Raw genomic sequence first — 18,786 nt, 5'->3', positions numbered from 1 at the left:
ACCGAGCGGCCTCATAGCTCACTCGGCTATCTGACGCCGGTGCAGTTCGCCTTGGCGCACGATGCAAAGCAGCAGTTTTTAACCTTGGACTCTAACTGCAGTCCGGACTAAAACCGGGGGCAGGTCACGACGGGCTCGGCAAGCGGCCCGGCGCAATGAGTCGTCACGTGGTCAGCCACCGTTGCAGCCTTTGCGCACTTCTTGAAATTGGGCGAGCCTAGAGTAAATCGAGGCGCCTTCCCGCCCAGTCGATTGTCATCCGCTTCAAAACAGGTCTCTACAGGATTCCACGCACGAGGATGCATGGTGACCGCCAGCGCATCCGTGGCTTCGTCCCAGTCGAACTCGATGATGTTGTAGGTATAGGTGTAAATTTCGTTCGATCGGAACGGAACCGCCGCACCCGCAGCGAGCATCAGGACATCCGTTCCCTCAACAACGGGGTCAACATGGACCTTGGGATTATGCTCGTGACCGGAAATAAAAACCCTCGCCCGGGCACGCACATACTGACGCACCTCGGCTGAATCCTTACACCAATGCAGCGGATGGTGGATCAGGACGACGTTCTCCTCCCCTGCCTTTTTCGGGATGATGAACTGTCGCGAGCCAATCATCAGCTCGGGGTTTGCCTCACGCTCTTCTCCGGTACACAGCAACGCCGAATTCAGACGGATAAACCTGATCCAGCGATCGGGGCCGATCTCGATACGCAAGTTCGACGCAAACTTGGCTTCGTCATCGAGACCGCATCGGTAACCGAAGGCGAAGCGACCATAGTCTTCGAAACGCGCAAGGAGCGTTGCCCGATCATTGGGGTTCGAGAAGACCTTCTCGTATTCGGCAGCCCCTCCCGCACGAATATAATCCAGAAGCTGCGCGCCCCCAATCGACAATTTTTTCCTGTCGAGATCGTGATTCCCCGGAACCATCTGCACGCGGTGAATAGGACACTTGATACGATGGGCGAGCTCGTCGAGCCAGAGACTGGCGGCTTCGTACTGTGCCCACGTGCCGGATTGGGCAATATCCCCCGTGACCAGAATGCCTTGTGCAGCCCCACCTGGAAGACCCGCAACGACTTCCGCGGCGTCCTCAATCAACTGGGCCTTCACGTCGTTGTGGGTATGAACCAAATGGTCTCGCTCTTGCCCAAAGTGAATGTCCGAAACATGGACGAAAATCGCCGACATCCCCTCTCCCCAAGTTATTAACATCCTGCTCTTGACCGGAAGTATAACGACGGACCTATGTCATTTCTACTGATCGGGGAGCAAAACTCGAACCGTTACCAGACGTGATGTTCACGGACAGAGAAGCTTTCGATACACGAGCTCTTCGGGTTAGGCAACCTTAACCTCGAAGGCGAGTAGTAAGGAGATCACGATGCGTGTTGGGTATATCGTGACGGGAAAACCAGGAGCAGCCGGGGCAGCCAATCCAGTATCAACTAACTTGAAAAATGAACACGGCCAAACGCAAGAACAAAGCATCCTGGATCTGGGGTGCCTTCGTGAGTATCGCAGTAGCCGCCGGGGCGGCTATCTCTCACTCAAAAGACGCGCTCGAGGCATGGGACAGCCTTGTCTATCATCGAGCGCACGTCATGGCCAGCATCATCAAAATCGACATGCAGGATCGAAGATTTGACGAAATCGTTGTACGCATCAGCAACCCGACCAATCACGCTGAGAGTCTGACCGAACCAAGTGTTGCATGCGTCAGCGATCGCGCGCCCAACGTGATGATCTCTGCATGGCAGTCGTCAGATATGCCACAGCCCATGCCAACCTTTCCCGCGCCCAAGGTATTTCCGGTCAATCTATCCGCCGGCGACACAGTCGAAACCACCGTGTTTTTCTTGAAAACCCCCGCTGTCGAGGGGATACGGGGTTGTCGAGCGTTGAGATTTGCATGGATCAACGCGGCTCAAGCCAGAGTTCTGGGGCCTACGATCAAGTTGCCTCCCGGGACGGCTTCTCTCTCGGTTTATGGACCAAGCAACGCCTCCTCGATGTAGTGGATCCATGCCCGAATCATGATCGCCGTCATGTCCGGTCATCCATTAAAGACAGGCACGGCACATGCCGCGGCACATCGCCTGCTTTTGTCTGCAGTTCAAGCGAGATAGGACCGATCATTTTCGACGCTCGATGACCTATCCAGGCGTCTGGCAGGTAACAGTCAATCCGACATGCAACCGCTTGCCAACACCGGGCGCCCGCCAGGTATCACCTAGCCCACTCTCATCAGGGGAATTGAGCTAAATATCACCCGCTTACGCAAACATGTCCGGCTGCGGCAGTGTTCGACTTGCCATCCACACCCGACGTGAAACGTCACCTCACGACCAGATGTGCAAATAGGTCACTTGCGATAAATAGTCTTATCGTGAGTGCCTTCCCAGCGACCTAAACTGGTTACATGGGTACTGCATCGACCTCCTCCGCAGGGTCGGACGACGGAAATCTCCCAGCGACCGCCCTGCCCGATCTCGCCTCGTTGGCCGCCCTGCGCGCCTGGCACGCCGGGCTCACGGCCCGCGCGGCGGTCGAGCGCTATCTGCCGCACCGCAGGGCCGACGGCCAGTCGTCACGCGGGCTCCTGGGGCAGATCCGCCGCCAGCTCGTCGCGTGCGCGATCGCCCGCCAGCGCGACGACCTGATCCCGTTGTTCACCCACCCAGCCGCCGACCGTACCCGTCATGCGGCACAGGTCACCACCGCGCTCGACGTCCTGCGGACTACCCCCATCCCGGTGCCGCAGCCAACCGACCCTGTGGCCCGCTGGCTGCCGCCGCGCATCGCACGCGCACTCGGCGTCGCCGGCATCGACTCGTTCGGCGACCTGCTGGTGCGGAGGGTCCACCGCCCGGGCTGGTGGCGTTCGATTCCGGGGCTGGGGGGCCAGGGTGCACACCGCGTCGAAGCCTTCCTCTCCCAACACCCTGACCTGCCCCGACGCGCCGCCCAACTGGTTCCTTACGAGTCGGCAACAGGTCAGTTGGCCCCGCGATGGTCCCTGGATGCGCTGCCCGCCGACTTGGATGGTTCGCAAGGACGCTTCCGTGCCCCGCCCGACACCTGCGGCCTCGCCGCCGCGAACGACTATCAGGCGATCGAGGCATGGCTAGCGCTGCACGAAGGCGTCCACACCGTCCGCGCCTATCGGCGCGAGGCCGAACGGCTGTTGCTGTGGGCCATCGTCGAGCGCCGTCAGCCCCTCTCGTCGCTCACCACCGACGACGCGATCGCCTATCGGGCCTTCCTGCGCCATCCGACGCCCGCCGCCCGCTGGATCGGTCCACCGCGCCCGCGCACGATGCCCGCCTGGCGTCCGTTCACGGGACACCTGACGGCGCGGTCAACCGCCTATGCGCTGGCCGTCCTGCGCGCCCTCTTCGGGTGGCTCGTTGATCAACACTACGTCGTGCTCAATCCGTTTGCGGGCGTGACAGTGCGCGGCGGCGCAGCCCGTGCACCGTTTGATACCGGGCGGGCGCTGACTGGTCGAGAGTGGAAGATCGTGCGGGCTGCAGCCGACCAGCTCGAGCGGACCGGCTGGTCTGCACCGGCCGCAGAGCGGCTGCGCTTTGTACTGGATTTTGGCTACGCGACGGGCCTGCGGGCACAGGAGCTAGTCGCGGCGACGCTGGGCGACATCACGGCGGACGCCCGCGGCACGTTATGGCTACAGGTAACAGGAAAAGGGGCGAAGTCGGGGCGCGTGGCCCTGCCGCCCCTCGCGCGGGACGCCTTGCGGCGGACACTGAAGGCGCGGGGTCTGCCGGTCATGCGCACCCGCTGGCATCCGGCCACCCCGTTGGTCACCGCCCTCACTGCGGAACATCGCGCGGAACGCCACGCCGGCATCAGTGCAGCGCGGTTGCGGCAGGTGTTAGGTGAGTTTTTTCAGGAGACGGCTGAGCGCGTGAACGCTCGTAGTCCGGCGCTCGCGGAGAAGCTACGGCATGCCAGCCCCCACTGGCTACGCCATACACATGCCACCCACGCACTGGACGCCGGCGTGGAGCTGGTGGTCGTGCGAGACAACCTGCGTCACGCCTCGGTGGCAACCACCTCGACCTATCTCCATGGGGAAGAGGCAAAGCGTGCGCGTCAGGTAGGTGCAGCCTTCCCGCGCCAGCTCCACCGAGCACAACATCGAGATGCGTCCCTCGGAACCCGATAGCTGGGCAAAACGTCTGAGACACAAGACGGCTCGATTGGATGAAATACAGGCCAACTTGCAACGGCTTCGACCGGGTCGTTCAACCGATATAGGCGTATGCGTTTGCGCGAGCATCGTGCAGCGCGTGATGCTCGCCGCCGTGCCGCGCGAAGTATTCGGCTTGCCGTCGAGCGTCGATCTGGCCGCGGATATCCTCGAGCGCCCAGCCCTCAGGCAACTGGCCATCGAACAGAAATTGCAGCAGATTCAGGTCCGTCTCGAGGTCGTAGCAAAGCACCGGCTTAGAGCCAGTCGGGATGCCCCCGATCCAAGCCCGCAGCACCTGACGCAGTTGAATAAACGGCATCGCGCGCTCCCTGAATCGCCCCAGTTGCGGCAGCACCACAGCCCGAACGAAGTCACTACAGCGCGCCGCACGATAGTCCGTGCATTCGCCGTAAAACTCAGATCCGTTCTCCCCAACGATGGCCAAACTAATGAGTTGGGGCGCCTCGAGATCCGTGAACTCGGTGTCGACGAAGAAACGATTTCTCCAACTGCTACGGTCGCTGGAAGGTACCGACCAGGTCGGTCCGTTTTGGAAGCGGGTATCCGTCATAGTCGCTCACCCAGGGCACATTCAGCACAGAACACCTGGACTTCCTCCCGCCTCACTACGAGAGCCAAAGCCGCACACATGGCCTATCCATCTGAAAGCCCCTTCTCAGTCATTATGCAGAGTCCGAGCGCGACCGACGCGCCTGCCATACCCGCCTTCCGCGGGCGTAGCGGGTCGCGAATCCACTTGGCACGGAAAACTTTCGCCCGGTAACCGTCGTGAACTGCGTCACCGTCAGCAGTGTGCGATCGTCGTCGCTGAGTTCGGTCGCCCCGACTCGGATTTCGCTCAGTGGATCCAAATACCAGTCATCTACCTGACGCGCACGGCGCGTGCTGACCACCGCAGCCCCTCGCAGCACGTTACTGCCGTCGAGAAACTGCTTCAGCGATGCCGCTCCCGATGTGAGGTCCGTCCATATCACGCAGGGAATCCCGCGTGCTCGCTTTTCAGACACCCGTAGAACCAGTAAGTCGCCAGGCGTCCACTGTTCCATCACAGCCCATACAGCTGCACCGGCCATCGCCGACTGAAGCGGCAGACGGTTCCCATCCTGAATCAAAAACATATGCCTTGCAGCTAGAGATACTGGCCGCACCCGAGAAAATGGGTCGTAAATGCCGTGGCCAAACGAGCATCATACCGCGACCATCATTGGATGCAAAGGGTATCTGGCAAACGGGACGACGCAGGACATCTGGCCGCGATTGGCGCGACGGTCCGTGCTCGTCGGCTGGAGTTTGGCGTCTCGCAGGAAGCGCTTGCCCTTCTCACGGGAATCGATCGAAGTCACATGGGCCGCATCGAAAGAGGCCAGCGTAATTTGACCATCCTCAACCTCATCCGAATCGCTGACGCTCTGAATATTTCGCCATCAAAGCTTCTGAAAATCTCTGGTCTCTAAAGTAGAGTTAGCATGCAAGGCCAACCTTTGGCACGCTAGCGTACATAGTATTGCTGACTTGTGACTCCGCCAACTCACAGACGAAGAAGGCCACGATAAAAAACTGCGGTGACGTGATATGACCAGCAATACTTGATAACGAGATGGCTTACGCCAACAAGACGGGTACCCGTACGAGCTCGTTCCGAGATAGTCGCCACAGGCGGACGCGGAAGTTTCCTATCGCCAACTACTCATCAATAATCTGAGTTTAAGCACATAAGTGGCGCTGGCGAAAGCGCAACCGGATGCCCACGCTAATTGGGCCAAGTTTAGTCGCTAGAATTACAGCGCCATAACTACAACGACACAAACAAGCGTCGCAATCCGAAACCACGTCCGATTTCCCTCCGATACCGCTTACACGTCATGCGATTCGTCTCGCACTTCCGGGCGACGCGTCTGATAGACGAGCGCAACAGTACAATCTACGACTACTGCGGATACGACACGTGGACCGGCCAGAGTTTCATAGACACTCACGAGCCGTTTAGCGCGTAGCGCCGCTCAAACTCTACAGGTGACAAGTCGCCGGCGGAACCATGCCGGCGAATCGGGTTGTAGAACATCTCAATGTAATCGAATACGTCCGTGGCAGCAGTAGCCCTGTTCGGGTAGATGCGCCGCTTGATTCGCTCCTTCTTCAACGCGCTGAAGAAGCTTTCGGCAACGGCGTTATCGTGGCAATTACCGCGACGACTCATGCTTGGCACCATATGGTGAGCCCTCAGGAATGACTGCCAGTCATCGCTGGTGAACTGACTGCCCTGATCCGAATGCACCATAACGCCGGGGCCCGGTTTGCGTTTCCAGACTGCGGCCAGCAAAGCCTGCAATACCAGATCGCTGGTCATCGTTGATCGCGTGGCCCAGCCGACGATCTGGCGCGAGTACAGATCCATGACCGCCGCCAGATACAGCCAGCCTTCGTAGGTTCGGATATACGTGATGTCGGTGACCCAGACCCTGTTCGGCGCGTCGGGGGCGAACTCCCGATTCAGGACATTGGCCACCACGCCGACAGGACCGCCACGATAGCGAGGCTTGCTGCCGTAACCAACCTCGGCGCGCAAACCTTCTGTCCGCATTAACCGAAGCACGCGGTGACGACTGCACGTCTCGCCCGATTCTCGCAAATCCACCGTGATTTTGCGGTAACCGTAGACGCCGCCGCTGGTCAGCCAATGATGCTTGATCAGACCCAGCAGCCGGTCGTCCTCGCGCTTGTGCGTACTGCCCGACTGACGCTGCCAAACGTAATAGCCACTGCGATGAACGCCAAGCACCCGGCACATCGTACGCAGACAATGCTCGTTAATATGGGCCCGCATGAATGCGTACCTTGCCGTCATCCCTTTGCAAAGTACGCGGCGGCCTTTTTTAGAATGTCGCGCTCCTCGGTCACCCGCTTGAGTTCGGCCTTCAGTCGCCGCACCTCGGCGCTCTGGTCCAGTTCCGCCTGCCGCACGACATCTGGCTTATCGAACTTCGCTCGCCAGGCATATAGGCTGTGCGTCGTAATGCCCAAACGCTGGGCCACATCTGCAACCGAGTGACCACGCTCGGTGACTTGTTTGACTGCTTCGATCTTGAACTCATCCGTGTACCGCTTGCCGCTCATACTGACCTCCTCGGTTGCCGTAAATTATGGCTCGAAGATGTCTACGAAAGCCTGGCCGGTCCAGTCCTCGTCACGAGTGACGTGAGTCAGCACATATAGAGAAGATTCGACGCTCCGTTCATTTTCTTTCTCCCATCAAACAAACTCAAAAAACTTCGAAAAGGCCCGCGGCTCCCTGGCCACCACCGATACACATCGTCACCACCACATACTTGACGCCCCGGCGCCGGCCTTCGATAAGAGCATGCCCCGTCAAGCGGGCCCCTGTGACACCATATGGATGCCCAACCGCGATCGCTCCACCGTTTACGTTCAACAAATCATCAGGAATTCCAAGTTTCTGGCGGCAATACAACACCTGACATGCAAACGCTTCGTTCAGCTCCCACAGGCCGACGTCTTCCGGCTTCACGCCCGCACGCTCCAGCAGCCGCGGAACCGCGAACACAGGACCGATACCCATTTCGTCCGGCTCGCAGCCCGCGATAGCGAAGCCGCGGAACATGCCGAGCGGCTCAATACCGCGTTGCTCCGCGATCTTCGCGTTCATCACAACGCAGGCCGAAGAACCGTCCGAAAACTGGCTCGCATTGCCCGCCGTCACCACGCCGCCCGGTAGCGCAGGCCGGATGCGCGCGACGCCCTCCAGCGTAGTGTCCGGACGGATACCTTCGTCTTGCGAGATCGTCACCTCACGGGTCACGATACGCCCAGACTCGTCGACCACACCCATCGTCGTGGTCATAGGTACAATTTCATCATCGAACTTACCGCCAACCTGTGCCGCAGCAGCACGTCGCTGGCTTTCAACCCCGTAGGCATCCTGATCTTCCCTCCGGATTCCATAGCGACGTGCCACCTGCTCCGCAGTTTGCAGCATGCTCCAGTAGAGTTCCGGTTTGTGCTCGACAAGCCACGGGTCGTGCCACATGTGCCTGTTCACCTCGTTCTGGACGCATGAGATCGATTCGACACCGCCCGCCACGATTGCCGGCGCACCTTCTACTATCACGCGTTGCGCGGCCATCGCAATTGCTTGTAGTCCAGAGGAGCAAAAGCGGTTTACGCTTACGCCTCCCGTCGTAACGGGCAACCCGGCACGGAGAGCGATCGCACGAGCAATATTGCCCCCCGTAGTACCCTCGCCGAACGTGCCCCCCATGATGCAATCCTCGATCTCTGCTGGTTCGAGACCGGAACGCTCCACGGCGTGTTTTACCGCGTGCGCTCCGAGTGTCGCGCCGTGAGTCATATTGAAGGCACCCTTCCAGCTCTTAGCAAGCGCTGTGCGGGCGGTCGAAACGATGACGGCCTCGTTCATGATTTTTTCCGTGAATGTGAGGTAGATTCAGTTGGTGAAGGCAGAGCCTTCACTAGCAAGGCGGTCGATCAACGCAGCGGGCGCCCAGCTCGCGTCTTCAGCGCTGAACGCGCGCAACGCGCGGCGCACCTCATAGAGACCGACCGTGTCGGCGTAGAACAGCGGACCACCGCGCCAGCGCGGAAACCCGTAACCATGCACGTAAACCACGTCAATATCCGACGCGCGCGCTGCAATACCCTCCTCGAGAATGGCCGCACCTTCGTTCACGAGCGCGTAAATTAGCCGTGCAACGATGTCGTCGTGGGTGAATCGCTTTGGCGTCACCCCCTTCTCGCGCCACCACGCTTCGAGCATCGCGTGGGTGCGGGCCGACGGCAGCGCCTTGCCCTGTCCTGGCTCGTAGTCGTACCAGCCCGCGCTCGTCTTCTGGCCAAAATGGCCCGCCTCGCAGAGCAGGTCTGCAAGCTCGAATCGAGGCGTCGATGGGTCTTGCGCATATTGGCGTTTGCGGATGGCCCAACCGATGTCGTTGCCCGCGAGGTCCGCCATCCTGAACGGCCCCATTGCCATTCCGAAATGCTCCATAGCGCGGTCCACCTGCTCAGGGAACGCACCCTGCTCCAGCAACTCGCCGGCGCGGCGCGCGTAGCGCGCTAACATGCGATTACCGATGAAGCCATCGCACACGCCCGACATCACAGCAACTTTTCCGATGCGCCGCGCGAGCCGCATGGCGGTGAGCAAAACGTCCGGCGCCGTCGCCGCGCCACGCACGACCTCGAGAAGTCGCATAACGTTGGCCGGGCTGAAGAAGTGTAGTCCGATCACGTCCTGAGGGCGCCGCGTCTCGGCAGCCATTCGGTCAACGTCAAGCGTAGAGGTATTGGTGGCAAGGATCGCGCCGGGGCGAATCAATTCATCCAGAGCTCGAAACGTGCGAAGTTTGACGTCCATGTCTTCAAACACGGCTTCGATAACGAGGTCGCAATCTGCCACCTGTCCAAGTGCGACACCAGGCTGAAGCAGCGCCATGCGCGCTTGAACGGCGGCGCTGTCAAGCTTCCCTTTCTTCACGCTCGCCTCATAGTTCTTGCGAATGGTGGCCACTCCCTTCTGCACCGTAGCGTCCGAAACGTCCAGCAATACGACAGGAATACCCGCGTTGAGGAAGTTCATGGCGATTCCACTGCCCATCATGCCCGACCCAACCACGGCCACCTTATTCACCACGCGCTCTGCGCTTGTAGCAGGCACGTCCACAAGCTTTGCCGCAGCGCGCTCGGAGAAGAAAGCGTGGCGTAACGAGCGCGAAACCGGCCCATTCATCAGCTCCTGGAAAAGGCGCCGTTCGAGTGCGAGGCCTTCGTCGAACGGCAACGTAAAGCTCGCTTCGATGGCGTCCAGACAACGCTGTGGTGCGGGAAGGTCCTTGTACTGCGCGACGATCGCCTGCCGAGCCACGGCGAGATAGCCTTCTGGGTTCGCATGCGCAACAACCCTGTCACGCACGCGCTGGTGCGCGCCGGAACGCTGAGCGACTTCGCGAGCGAACGCAAGCGCCTCGGCAAGTACGTCGCCCTTGACGACACGATCGAAGAGACCAGAATCGGTGAGCGCTTCTGAAGCGATCGATGTGCCGAACACGATCATGTTGGTCGCGGCCTCGAGGCCAATGAGGCGTGGCAAGCGCTGCGTTCCTCCCGCGCCTGGTAGCAAACCCATTGTCACCTCGGACAGCGCGACTCGCGTGTCAGACGACGCCACGCGATAGTGACATGCCAGCGCCAGTTCCAGTCCACCGCCCATCGCAACCGAATGTAATGCGGCAATCACGGGCTTCGGGCTGCTCTCGATGGACGCGAACACGGTGTTCAGGTCAGGCTCGCGCACGACCTTCAATCCATCGAACTCGCGCATGTCAGCCCCGCCGGAAAACGCATTTCCTGCACCGGTGATCACAATGGCCCTAACGCTCGCGTCATCGATTGCGCGGCCGAGACCATCCAAGATTCGAAGGCGCACGGTATGGTCCAGTCCGTTGACCGGGGGATTGGCGATCGTTACGACCGCGACGTTGTCGACGACGGTGTATTCGGTGCTCATTAAATGTCCTTCTTCATTGGAAACTTGGGTACTCCACCTGGTGTTTACTCAGCTGCAGCTCGCTGAGGCGCCGGCTCACGCTGGAGGAATTTGTCGAAGATTTCCTGTGCTTCCCGGGACTTGCGTAGCGTGTCGAATACGATCCCTTCGCGCTGAAGGCTCGCTTGAACCAGATCTGTGGCCGACTCACGAATCAGCCCGCGCGTTGCAAGCAATGCGGCGCGAGGCTTGACTGCAAGGCGTTTCGCAACCGACAGTGCCTCATCCTCGACCAGTTCGAGTGGCACTACGCGATTGACAAGGCCCGCCAGATGCGCTTCTGCAGCGGGAATGGGTGCGCCGAGCAGCAGCCATTCGGTCGCCTTGTTACGGCCCACCACTTGTTGGAGTAGCAAAGTGGAAGCAAACTCAGGACACAGCCCAAGATCGACAAAGGGAAAGCGTATGCGTGCGTCGTCGGAGGCAACAACATAGTCGCAATGCAGAAGAACCGTGGCGCCGATACCGACAGCATGTCCGCGGATACAGGCCACAGCGGGCTTGCGCAACGCGGTCATGGCGAGCAGAAAATCGTAGACCGGCGATTCGTGATACCTGACACCCTCTTCATCGACGAACATGCTGATGTCGTTGCCGCTTGTGAAATTGCCGCATGCGCCTCTGAGCAGCACGGCCTGCACGTCGTCGCGCCGGTCCGCGTCGGCCAACGCAGTAGCCAGCGCACTGTACATGTGCGCCGTGATGGCATTCTTCTTCGCGGGCCGGTTGATCGTCACGACCAGCACGCGCTCGTCCAACTGCGTCAGCACTTCCGCGTTCATCGCGTTCTCCCTTCAATTCGACGGTTTGCGTAGTTTCTTGACGAGAGAGTGTGGACTTCGCGAGCGGGTCTGTCTGTCAGAACTAGCTGTCCGGCTTGTCAGCCTTTTCTGAAATTGGAGGGCCCTGCAGCTCGCTCGCGTGATTCCAGCCGGTCAATCGATCAAGCGATGCTCGACAGCGTAGCGAGCAAGCTCAGCGTTGCTGGAAACTCCGAGCTTCTTGAGCAGACGCGCGCGATACGTGCTGACGGTCTTCACACTCAGAAACATCTGGCGACCGATATCGGTCAGCCGGATGCCACGTACTATCAGCAACATGATTTCGTACTCACGCGATGAGAGCTGCTGGTGAGCGGCGACTTCGGACGGCCGCGGGAAGCCGTCGATGAGGCAATTGGCGACTGCCTGGGTCACGTAACGCCCACCCTTCGCCACGCTGCGGATCGAATCGACCAGTGCCACCGCGTCCATGTCCTTCGTGACGTAGCCTGACGCACCGCCATGGAACGCGCGCATCGCATATTGCTCCGCCGGATACATACTTAGCACGATCACTGGCATTTCCGGCCATTCGGCGCGTAGCGAGGGGAGCATGTCGATGCCACTGCGTCCCGGCATGTTTACATCGAGCAGCGCGACGTCCACAGGGTGGTCGCGCAAGCAGCTCAAGGCCTCAGACGCGTCATTTGCTTCAGCAATGACGTCGAATTCGTCCTGCTCAGCGAGCAGGCGCTTTAAGCCTTCACGAAAGATGGTATGGTCATCGACCAACAATAGACGAATCATGGGCGCGCTTCCTCCGGAACGCCTCCATGCCGCATCGGCACGGTGAGCCTCACGCATGCCCCCGAACTCGGGCTAGCACCCAGCAACAAGGTGCCCTCGAGCTCTCGTGCCCGTTCCTGCATTCCCGGTAGGCCGTAATGCCCCTCAGCAGCAAGTGAATCGCGCTCGAACCCAAGGCCGTTATCCGCGATCTCTAGTACGACGCGATCCCGCAGCCACGTCAGATCGACGACAACTTCTGTGGCCCTGGAGTGCCTCGCGACATTGGTCATCGCCTCCTGAAAAATGCGATAGATGCTGATTTCCGTGTCGCGATCGATATCCTGCGCGCACCCCGTAGGCCGAAAGCGTGTCGCGATACCGTAACGTCGCTCGAAGCTGTTCAAATCGAGCGAAAGCGTGTCGCACAGGCCGAGATGACTCAGCGCGCCAGGTCGTAGCCCTTCGGAAATGCCGCGTACCGCTTCGATGGCATCTTGGGCAAGCAGCACGGCCCGCGCGGCCGTCGCGGCGAGCGACTCGAACGACGGCCCGGTTGCTGCGCCCGTCAGAGGATCGATTGCGTCTCGCTCCCGCACGACGCCAATGCCGCGTGCGAGCCGCGACAAGTCGAACTTTAGTGCCGTGAGCATACCGCCGACCACATCGTGCAACTCGCGCGCAACGCGGTTGCGCTCATTTTCACGCACGCTGTTAGCACTCGCGACTAGCTCCTGCAAGCGGCGGCTTGCCCTCACTAGGTCGTTGCGCTGCCGCTCCTGTTCGGTGATATCGACACTCACACCCACAACGGCAGGGCGACCGTGAAAAATCACGCGCGTGCCGTGAAGCTCGTAGCAACCGGGCCGACTAGGCAAGGAGCGCCGGACAATGAACTGTTCCGACGAATCGTCACCTCTGATCGTGCGCTCGTATTGAGATATCAGCGCGACGCGCTGCTCGGGGCTCGCTACGTCCTTCAGCCTCGCGCCGACCAGTTGCTCTCGCCTTAACCCGCTCATCTGCGCGAAAGTCTCGTTGGCGTAGCAAAAGCGTTCGTCCTGTAGAATGTAGATGCCGATGATGGACTGCTCCACGATCCCCCGGAAGGGTACCTCGTAGTCGTCCAGACTGATATTCGGATCGCTCATGAGTTCCTCAGGGTGACAGTCATGCCCGACTCTTGCTCGTTATGCCCGGAAATCAGCATGATCATTGTCATGCTGAAGAATGACGATCATAATTCAGAATGTCAATAGATCAAACCCGGGCAGACTATGGGGCACTCGCAGGCAGACAAGGCGCGCAGCAGGGAACGCATTCTGGAACTGGCAGCCGAGCAGATCAGGGAGCAGGGGTTGGAGTCCATCAGCGTCAGCAAGCTGATGAACAGTGCCAATCTCACGCACGGCGGCTTCTACGGCCACTTCGACTCGCGCTCGGATTTGTTGCTTCAAGCCCTCCAGCGCGCGCTGAACGATGGCAGCTTGACCGTTGATTCGAAGAACGGCAAAAATCCACCAGAGTACGGGACGATTGTCCGCAGCTATCTAAGCCGCAAACATCGCGAGGCGCGCGGGTCGGGATGCGCCATTGCGGCACTCGCCGGCGATGTCGCTCGTGCCGACGAACCCACTCGCGAAGCCATGTCGAAGCACATCGAACAGTTTGTCGAGAAGCTTGGCGCCTCGATGGAGGGCAGAGACGAAAGCCAGGCGCTGTTCACCGTGAGCGCGCTGATAGGCGCACTGGTGGTGTCGCGCGTGATCGTAGACAAAAATCGCTCCGACGCTGTGCTTGCGGCTGCGAAGCGGGCCTTGCTCGCCCTCTCCGGCGAGCGCTGATACCTGACACGCAGAGCACCCCAAGCCGCATGCACGACCACCGCACATTCCTTTTCCCGACAATGTTCAATCGTCGCGCCAAACGACAATCGCGTCAGCATTTGGGCTTTTTGATCGACCAGATCACCTCCTTCCGCGCATGAAGGTCGGTCGAAGTGCCCAGTCTTGGTACGTCTCGGGTTCGTCCCTTTGCGCCAGCCACGCCCGTCATAGCAGAATCCTTCGCGACAGCGCTCACTTCCCCAGAGACCTGAAAGAACGTGGTGATGGAGTGAGACTGCCCCTGCCCTGGTTCGGAATGTCGATCGAATGGTTGCAGGGGCCGGCCATAGCCTGAGCAGAACGCTAAAGCAACTCGCTTTTGGGTTGGACGCCAGCTTCTAGCGAGAGCAGTTCAGTTTTCGTCTTCTCGTCTTTGAAGTAGCCAACCTCCCCGGCAAGCTTGACCCGCAGACAGATAGATTTTGAGACACCGCCGACCGTGATCGAGATGGTCTGCCTGTAGTCGTTCCGTGCAGGTGACATGCCAACGACGCCTGTATTGCGATGGCTCCGCAGAATATCCGCGATTTTGTTTTTCTAACCGCGACTACTCTTACCGATGTGCCTTCGGGTCAGAGACGCAACCGCGAACAAGTAGTTCCGCCGTGGCCTTAGATCTCGCTCCGGCTTGGCGTCAGGCACCCTCTGTCGCCTCCAGGACAACGAGCACTTCAGGTGTCGGAATTTATGCCGGATACCAAAGCGAGAGGGAATCTGCCTAGCCGCGGTGGTCGAAGTTAGACGCGTTATCTGGGCAACGGACGGAATACCCGCACCAATGTTGTTGACAGCCGCCCTTAAGTTGCTAAAGTATAAGACGACCGGTCATTTATATCCGATGGAATCAGTGTCAATGGAATCGACGACAATGACGCCCGCCCGCTGCGGTTCGAAAGCCAATGCGCACAAACGCGACGATATGCTTCGCACGGGAGCCCGGTCGCGGCATGATTCCGGCTACGTCGAGATCAGGGTCAAGGCAATCGTCGACGCCGCGCAGGGGCCTAAGAGGCCCCTTGATAACCATTTTGAAAGTAAGGAAGGCTTTACGAACAAAGTGGTCGACATCTATTTCAAACGCGGCTACGGCGAGCGGCTTGCGCCTCTGACCGACGCGAGAATGCCACCACTCGTGCGCTTGCATGTCTATTTCGACGACCGGATTCGCAGCTTTCGGGCGGGTGGGTATTTACGAGTTTGCCTGACAGGAAACCTCAGCCTCAAGGTTGCCGATCACAGCGCGTTGATCCTGATCCGTAAGCAGCTCGCGATCTATTTCACGACATGGGCCGCGCTCTTCGAGAACAACATCGCGGAAGCCCAGGCTTCGGGGGTATCCGCCCCCGACTGCAAGCACCGTTACTGGCGCAGTTCCTTTTGAACAGTTGGGAGGGTGCGCTGTTACACATGCGTACGAAGCAAAGCGGCGCCCCGCAATATGAGTTCCCGGAAGTAAGCTTCCGATCAGTGCTCGCTTGACCAAACCTAAGAGGGAAAAATGAACCCACTGGAAATGAGCGGACTCGATTTGCTGCGTGCAATCGTGGCCGGCGACCTGCCGATTTCGTCGATGGCAGAGACCGTGCCTATGAAGTTTCTGGATGTCGACCCTGGGTATGTGAAATTTTCAGCCCGTGCTGGGAAACAACATCTCAATTCTTTGGGCAGCGTCCACGGTGGCTTCGCTGCGACCGTACTCGACTCCGCGACGGGATGCGCCGTCCATTCGATGCTAGAGGTGGGCGTCGGATACGGCACGATCGATCTGCAAGTCAAGATGCTGCGCCCTGTCCCGATTGATCAGGATCTGGTTGCCGAGGCTCGCTCCATCCACATTTCGAGAAACATCGCAACCTCAGAGGGTACGTTAAAGTCTTCCGACGGAAAGTTGCTCGCAACTGCCACCGCATCTTGCTTTTTGATAAGACAGTAGAAGCTGCAGTAAAGTCAGGCGGCATTTCAGCGGTGGCGAGCAGCCCATATTCAATACGGGCCGCTCGCCACCGCTACTCACGCATTCCGTCTGCAATGTGCCGAAGGACAAGAGCAGGAAACTACGATCACTGCCCGCTCTGAGCCCGGCGCGCCGTTTCCACGCAACGATCTCTCCAGTCGGTTGTTTTCACATCGGAATTGGTACCCAAACCGAAAAACCTCGGAGGTCATCAACTAGCTAAGGCTAGCAAAGACTGGATTTGGCCGTCATGCATAACCATGACCAATTCACACGAGTCCTCTTTCAAACGAATCTGATTACGACTGCACTCTCACGAACAGGAAGCAAGGCCCCTACATCAAGCTACTGATCAATTTTGCGCGGCGTTTGACATGATTTCGTTTACAATATAACCAGACCACCTTCCAAGTTCATAAAATTTTTTTTCAAGAATTGCCGAGTGTCCGCCAGACGATAAAAATATCGCATCTCGCAACCCCTTATCAAGCCCAATATATATTGCAGATTTTATTCCAAACAGAGCCTCAGCCAATCCACAATCATAAGCCATTAAATATATATCAGCCTCTGACCGATCAAACTCCGACCCCAAAATTTTTACAAGCAAGCATCTAGACCGAGGTCTGCGAAGCACATCAACAATTTCTATTCCAGACCTCATTTCATTACACTCGTAGATATCATCCATGGTGGCCACCTGAAATATTTATCGCGATATCTTTGATACCGTTATTTTTTTATTCACAAAACGTGCAAAGATGTTGCGAATAGCAATTAAATACATCGCTCGACGCACAAGGGAATCAACGCCCCCCTTGAATCGCAGCCACTCTAAAGCTAACGCTGGTAAATTATTTTTGACGCGACAGCCACTATTGCGAATTTCGGACACCACGGTCAACGCGACCGCCCGCCCCCGCTGACCACTTAACAGACATCTAACTATCACTCTCGATCACTGACAGAAGCCTTCTCTAGTCGAAAATCCTCCGGATCTTTACCGTTAAGCCAAACCGGCCGACGCCCTCTACCACTCCACGTTTTACCGGTGCGTGGATCAATGTACTTGGGTGCAACTCTCCTACCATTGGGGCGCCTCTCAAATCGACTAAAAACCTTTTCGAGATCGCCCAAAGAAATATCATACGCGACCATCACCCTGGATATCTCAATTAAAACATCATTTAAACTAACCTGTCTTGCCCGATCTATTTTCTCTTGCAGCACGTCGCGCTGACGAATTAGATCAAAATATTCACCACCAAGTAATTGCGGCATTTTATTGCCCCTTCCATGAAATCCGCAATGCATTCACCAAAAAACTTAACGCCTGCACAGGCTCATCGATCCATCGTCATACCCGAATTGCACCATATCGCCTCCGGCGAGCCAACATGATTAGTCCATACTCTATTTCCAATCAATAATCCGTGCGCCCGCCCCACCCTCTCAATATCGCGAAGCAGTGCATTATATTCCTTACATTTACCATACCTTCTCAATTGATATAATCGTTCCGCGAACCGCTTCCGACCGACTTCCACGATAAACGATTTCACACCATAGAAGCCACCGACCAGACCAACCTCATAAGCCAATCCAGCGTCGGATGATATCTGACGGTTGACTGAACCTTTCAGCGTTTCTCTAACTGCTTCGTGCACACACTGCAGCCAGCGCTCACCAATTGGCCCAGCCTCACCAGTCAAATATTCGGACAATCGATACCATTCAGATTCAACCGAATCTTCAGTTCGTCGCTCAATATTCATATTATCCGCACCCATCATTCGACAAATACAGACACTGAGACAACCAATGCGCGTCGAATAATCGTTGGAAAGCATCTTTTCAATTCCGGGTAGATTTTCCCTTTCATGGCTACCCATCGTAGTCTTCGTCAGCGTTGCAGCAAGATCTCGACGCGGCGGTTGTTGGCGCGACCTTCCGGTGTCGCGTTGGACGCGACCGGATCGGCCTTGCCGCGGCCCGAGACCGTCAGCGAGTCGGTCTTCAGGCCGTGCTCCTTCAGGTACGCCGCGACGGATTCGGCGCGGCGCTTCGACAGTGCGAGGTTGTAGTCGTCGCTACCCACCGAATCCGTGAAGCCGGTGACGCTCACCTGCGAGTACGTATGGTCGGCGCGCTCGCTCAACAAGCGGTCGAGCGATTCGCGCGCGGTCGGGGCGAGCGTCGCGTGGTCGGTGGCGAACAGCGCGTCGCCCGACAGATTCACCCGTTCGACGGCGACAGCCGCCGGGGCGGCGGCCGACGCCGCTTCGGCCGGCGCCGCGCCGCACTGGAACACGAGCGTCGTGGGATCGGATTTGTCGCGCAGCGCACGGGCCGAGTCGACGGCGCGCACCGGCTCTTCACCGCAAATCTTGCGGGCGGCCTTCATGCAGCTCTGCGGGCCCGACAGCAGGCCGTGGCAGTCCACCTGGAAGGTACGCACGCCGTCGCGCGGCTGCAGTTCGGAGGCGCTGAAGGTCGGGCCGGATGCGGTCGAGCACGCGGCGAGGGCCGTTGCGGAAAGTGCGAGCGCAAGAGCGAGTTTGTTCACGGTTACATCCTCAA

Annotated in this window: 20 protein-coding genes; 7 read left to right on the top strand and 13 right to left on the bottom strand. The window is 58.6% G+C overall.

Features of this window, described 5'->3' with window-relative positions; genetic code table 11:
- Nucleotides 1–107 precede the first annotated feature (107 nt).
- On the bottom strand, nt 108–1,193 hold the full coding sequence (locus G3O00_RS28455) for a metallophosphoesterase (protein ID WP_206145003.1): 1,086 nt from the start codon (nt 1,191–1,193) through the stop codon (nt 108–110).
- A 413-nt stretch (nt 1,194–1,606) separates the two neighbouring features.
- Between G3O00_RS28455 and G3O00_RS28450 the strand changes: the two genes are divergently transcribed.
- Together G3O00_RS28450 and G3O00_RS28445 are read left to right on the top strand one after the other, a co-directional pair.
- Nucleotides 1,607–2,020 carry a hypothetical protein gene (locus tag G3O00_RS28450; RefSeq protein ID WP_206145002.1) on the top strand — a complete coding sequence of 138 codons (414 nt, stop codon included), beginning with the start codon at nt 1,607–1,609 and terminating at the stop codon, nt 2,018–2,020.
- 404 nt (nt 2,021–2,424) lie between these two features.
- Entirely contained in the window at nt 2,425–4,191 is a 1,767-nt protein-coding gene (locus G3O00_RS28445; RefSeq protein ID WP_206145001.1) for a phage integrase family protein, read from the top strand.
- 79 nt (nt 4,192–4,270) lie between these two features.
- Here G3O00_RS28445 and G3O00_RS28440 read toward each other — a convergent pair whose 3' ends face one another.
- On the bottom strand, nt 4,271–4,789 hold the full coding sequence (locus G3O00_RS28440) for a 3'-5' exoribonuclease (RefSeq protein ID WP_206145000.1): 519 nt from the start codon (nt 4,787–4,789) through the stop codon (nt 4,271–4,273).
- Nucleotides 4,790–4,901: 112 nt separating this feature from the next.
- Nucleotides 4,902–5,357 (bottom strand): hypothetical protein, encoded by a 456-nt coding sequence (locus G3O00_RS28435; RefSeq protein WP_206144999.1) that lies wholly within the window; start codon nt 5,355–5,357, stop codon nt 4,902–4,904.
- 90 nt (nt 5,358–5,447) lie between these two features.
- Here G3O00_RS28435 and G3O00_RS28430 point away from each other — a divergent pair, with 90 nt between their 5' ends.
- A complete protein-coding gene (locus G3O00_RS28430) occupies nt 5,448–5,693 on the top strand; it encodes a helix-turn-helix transcriptional regulator (RefSeq protein WP_206144998.1) in 246 nt (81 codons plus the stop codon).
- Nucleotides 5,694–6,211: 518 nt separating this feature from the next.
- Here the strand turns inward: G3O00_RS28430 and G3O00_RS28425 are convergent.
- The 6 genes from G3O00_RS28425 to G3O00_RS28400 all read right to left on the bottom strand — a co-directional run bounded on the left by G3O00_RS28425 (nt 6,212) and on the right by G3O00_RS28400 (nt 13,517).
- A protein-coding gene (locus G3O00_RS28425) for an IS3 family transposase (protein WP_206144997.1) occupies nt 6,212–7,353 on the bottom strand; the annotation gives its coding sequence in 2 pieces (ribosomal slippage) (nt 6,212–7,107 and nt 7,107–7,353; 1,143 coding nt in all).
- A gap of 145 nt (nt 7,354–7,498) precedes the next feature.
- A complete protein-coding gene (locus G3O00_RS28420) occupies nt 7,499–8,674 on the bottom strand; it encodes an acetyl-CoA C-acyltransferase (RefSeq protein WP_206144996.1) in 1,176 nt (391 codons plus the stop codon).
- A gap of 27 nt (nt 8,675–8,701) precedes the next feature.
- Nucleotides 8,702–10,780: a 3-hydroxyacyl-CoA dehydrogenase NAD-binding domain-containing protein gene (locus G3O00_RS28415; RefSeq protein ID WP_206144995.1), complete on the bottom strand. Its 2,079-nt coding sequence runs from the start codon at nt 10,778–10,780 to the stop codon at nt 8,702–8,704.
- A gap of 44 nt (nt 10,781–10,824) precedes the next feature.
- Nucleotides 10,825–11,601, bottom strand: coding sequence for an enoyl-CoA hydratase-related protein (locus G3O00_RS28410; protein WP_206144994.1), 777 nt, complete (start codon nt 11,599–11,601; stop codon nt 10,825–10,827).
- 153 nt (nt 11,602–11,754) lie between these two features.
- The gene (locus G3O00_RS28405; RefSeq protein ID WP_206144993.1) at nt 11,755–12,387 is read right to left on the bottom strand and encodes a response regulator transcription factor; all 633 of its coding nucleotides are present in this window, start codon (nt 12,385–12,387) and stop codon (nt 11,755–11,757) included.
- Nucleotides 12,384–13,517: a PAS domain-containing sensor histidine kinase gene (locus G3O00_RS28400; protein ID WP_206144992.1), complete on the bottom strand. Its 1,134-nt coding sequence runs from the start codon at nt 13,515–13,517 to the stop codon at nt 12,384–12,386. Before G3O00_RS28400 ends, G3O00_RS28405 begins: the two co-directional genes overlap by 4 nt.
- Before the next feature lie 126 nt (nt 13,518–13,643).
- Between G3O00_RS28400 and G3O00_RS28395 the strand changes: the two genes are divergently transcribed.
- The 4 genes from G3O00_RS28395 to G3O00_RS28385 all read left to right on the top strand — a co-directional run bounded on the left by G3O00_RS28395 (nt 13,644) and on the right by G3O00_RS28385 (nt 16,185).
- Nucleotides 13,644–14,210: a TetR/AcrR family transcriptional regulator gene (locus G3O00_RS28395; protein WP_206144991.1), complete on the top strand. Its 567-nt coding sequence runs from the start codon at nt 13,644–13,646 to the stop codon at nt 14,208–14,210.
- 895 nt (nt 14,211–15,105) lie between these two features.
- Nucleotides 15,106–15,633 (top strand): TetR/AcrR family transcriptional regulator, encoded by a 528-nt coding sequence (locus tag G3O00_RS28390; protein ID WP_241025377.1) that lies wholly within the window; start codon nt 15,106–15,108, stop codon nt 15,631–15,633.
- Nucleotides 15,630–15,731 carry a hypothetical protein gene (locus G3O00_RS43515; RefSeq protein WP_241025376.1) on the top strand — a complete coding sequence of 34 codons (102 nt, stop codon included), beginning with the start codon at nt 15,630–15,632 and terminating at the stop codon, nt 15,729–15,731. The genes G3O00_RS28390 and G3O00_RS43515 overlap by 4 nt, the downstream gene beginning before the upstream one ends.
- 19 nt (nt 15,732–15,750) lie before the next feature.
- Nucleotides 15,751–16,185, top strand: coding sequence for a PaaI family thioesterase (locus G3O00_RS28385; protein WP_206144990.1), 435 nt, complete (start codon nt 15,751–15,753; stop codon nt 16,183–16,185).
- Between the two features lie 373 nt (nt 16,186–16,558).
- Here G3O00_RS28385 and G3O00_RS28380 read toward each other — a convergent pair whose 3' ends face one another.
- The 4 genes from G3O00_RS28380 to G3O00_RS28365 all read right to left on the bottom strand — a co-directional run bounded on the left by G3O00_RS28380 (nt 16,559) and on the right by G3O00_RS28365 (nt 18,772).
- Nucleotides 16,559–16,897 carry a hypothetical protein gene (locus tag G3O00_RS28380; protein ID WP_206144989.1) on the bottom strand — a complete coding sequence of 113 codons (339 nt, stop codon included), beginning with the start codon at nt 16,895–16,897 and terminating at the stop codon, nt 16,559–16,561.
- A gap of 257 nt (nt 16,898–17,154) precedes the next feature.
- Entirely contained in the window at nt 17,155–17,487 is a 333-nt protein-coding gene (locus G3O00_RS28375) for an H-NS histone family protein (protein ID WP_206144988.1), read from the bottom strand.
- A 62-nt stretch (nt 17,488–17,549) separates the two neighbouring features.
- Nucleotides 17,550–18,098, bottom strand: a complete 549-nt coding sequence (locus tag G3O00_RS28370; RefSeq protein ID WP_206144987.1) for a hypothetical protein — start codon at nt 18,096–18,098, stop codon at nt 17,550–17,552.
- An 11-nt stretch (nt 18,099–18,109) separates the two neighbouring features.
- Nucleotides 18,110–18,772 carry an OmpA family protein gene (locus tag G3O00_RS28365; protein WP_206144986.1) on the bottom strand — a complete coding sequence of 221 codons (663 nt, stop codon included), beginning with the start codon at nt 18,770–18,772 and terminating at the stop codon, nt 18,110–18,112.
- Nucleotides 18,773–18,786: the final 14 nt, after the last annotated feature.

Source organism: Burkholderia sp. Ac-20384, assembly GCF_017104605.1.
Lineage (GTDB): Bacteria > Pseudomonadota > Gammaproteobacteria > Burkholderiales > Burkholderiaceae > Burkholderia > Burkholderia lata.
The sequence above is the reverse complement of the archived record's forward strand: the minus strand, read 5'-3'. Positions and strand labels throughout refer to the sequence as shown.

What these genes read in the sequence shown, in the direction of transcription:
- G3O00_RS28455 (WP_206145003.1), bottom strand. Translation starts at nt 1,193, where the DNA reads ATGTCGGCGATTTTCGTCCATGTTTCGGACATTCACTTTGGGCAAGAG.
- G3O00_RS28450 (WP_206145002.1), top strand. Translation starts at nt 1,607, where the DNA reads ATGGCCAGCATCATCAAAATCGACATGCAGGATCGAAGATTTGACGAA.
- G3O00_RS28445 (WP_206145001.1), top strand. Translation starts at nt 2,425, where the DNA reads ATGGGTACTGCATCGACCTCCTCCGCAGGGTCGGACGACGGAAATCTC.
- G3O00_RS28440 (WP_206145000.1), bottom strand. Translation starts at nt 4,789, where the DNA reads ATGACGGATACCCGCTTCCAAAACGGACCGACCTGGTCGGTACCTTCC.
- G3O00_RS28435 (WP_206144999.1), bottom strand. Translation starts at nt 5,357, where the DNA reads ATGTTTTTGATTCAGGATGGGAACCGTCTGCCGCTTCAGTCGGCGATG.
- G3O00_RS28430 (WP_206144998.1), top strand. Translation starts at nt 5,448, where the DNA reads ATGCAAAGGGTATCTGGCAAACGGGACGACGCAGGACATCTGGCCGCG.
- G3O00_RS28420 (WP_206144996.1), bottom strand. Translation starts at nt 8,674, where the DNA reads ATGAACGAGGCCGTCATCGTTTCGACCGCCCGCACAGCGCTTGCTAAG.
- G3O00_RS28415 (WP_206144995.1), bottom strand. Translation starts at nt 10,780, where the DNA reads ATGAGCACCGAATACACCGTCGTCGACAACGTCGCGGTCGTAACGATC.
- G3O00_RS28410 (WP_206144994.1), bottom strand. Translation starts at nt 11,601, where the DNA reads ATGAACGCGGAAGTGCTGACGCAGTTGGACGAGCGCGTGCTGGTCGTG.
- G3O00_RS28405 (WP_206144993.1), bottom strand. Translation starts at nt 12,387, where the DNA reads ATGATTCGTCTATTGTTGGTCGATGACCATACCATCTTTCGTGAAGGC.
- G3O00_RS28400 (WP_206144992.1), bottom strand. Translation starts at nt 13,517, where the DNA reads ATGAGCGATCCGAATATCAGTCTGGACGACTACGAGGTACCCTTCCGG.
- G3O00_RS28395 (WP_206144991.1), top strand. Translation starts at nt 13,644, where the DNA reads ATGGGGCACTCGCAGGCAGACAAGGCGCGCAGCAGGGAACGCATTCTG.
- G3O00_RS28390 (WP_241025377.1), top strand. Translation starts at nt 15,106, where the DNA reads ATGGAATCGACGACAATGACGCCCGCCCGCTGCGGTTCGAAAGCCAAT.
- G3O00_RS28385 (WP_206144990.1), top strand. Translation starts at nt 15,751, where the DNA reads ATGAACCCACTGGAAATGAGCGGACTCGATTTGCTGCGTGCAATCGTG.
- G3O00_RS28380 (WP_206144989.1), bottom strand. Translation starts at nt 16,897, where the DNA reads ATGGATGATATCTACGAGTGTAATGAAATGAGGTCTGGAATAGAAATT.
- G3O00_RS28375 (WP_206144988.1), bottom strand. Translation starts at nt 17,487, where the DNA reads ATGCCGCAATTACTTGGTGGTGAATATTTTGATCTAATTCGTCAGCGC.
- G3O00_RS28370 (WP_206144987.1), bottom strand. Translation starts at nt 18,098, where the DNA reads ATGGGTAGCCATGAAAGGGAAAATCTACCCGGAATTGAAAAGATGCTT.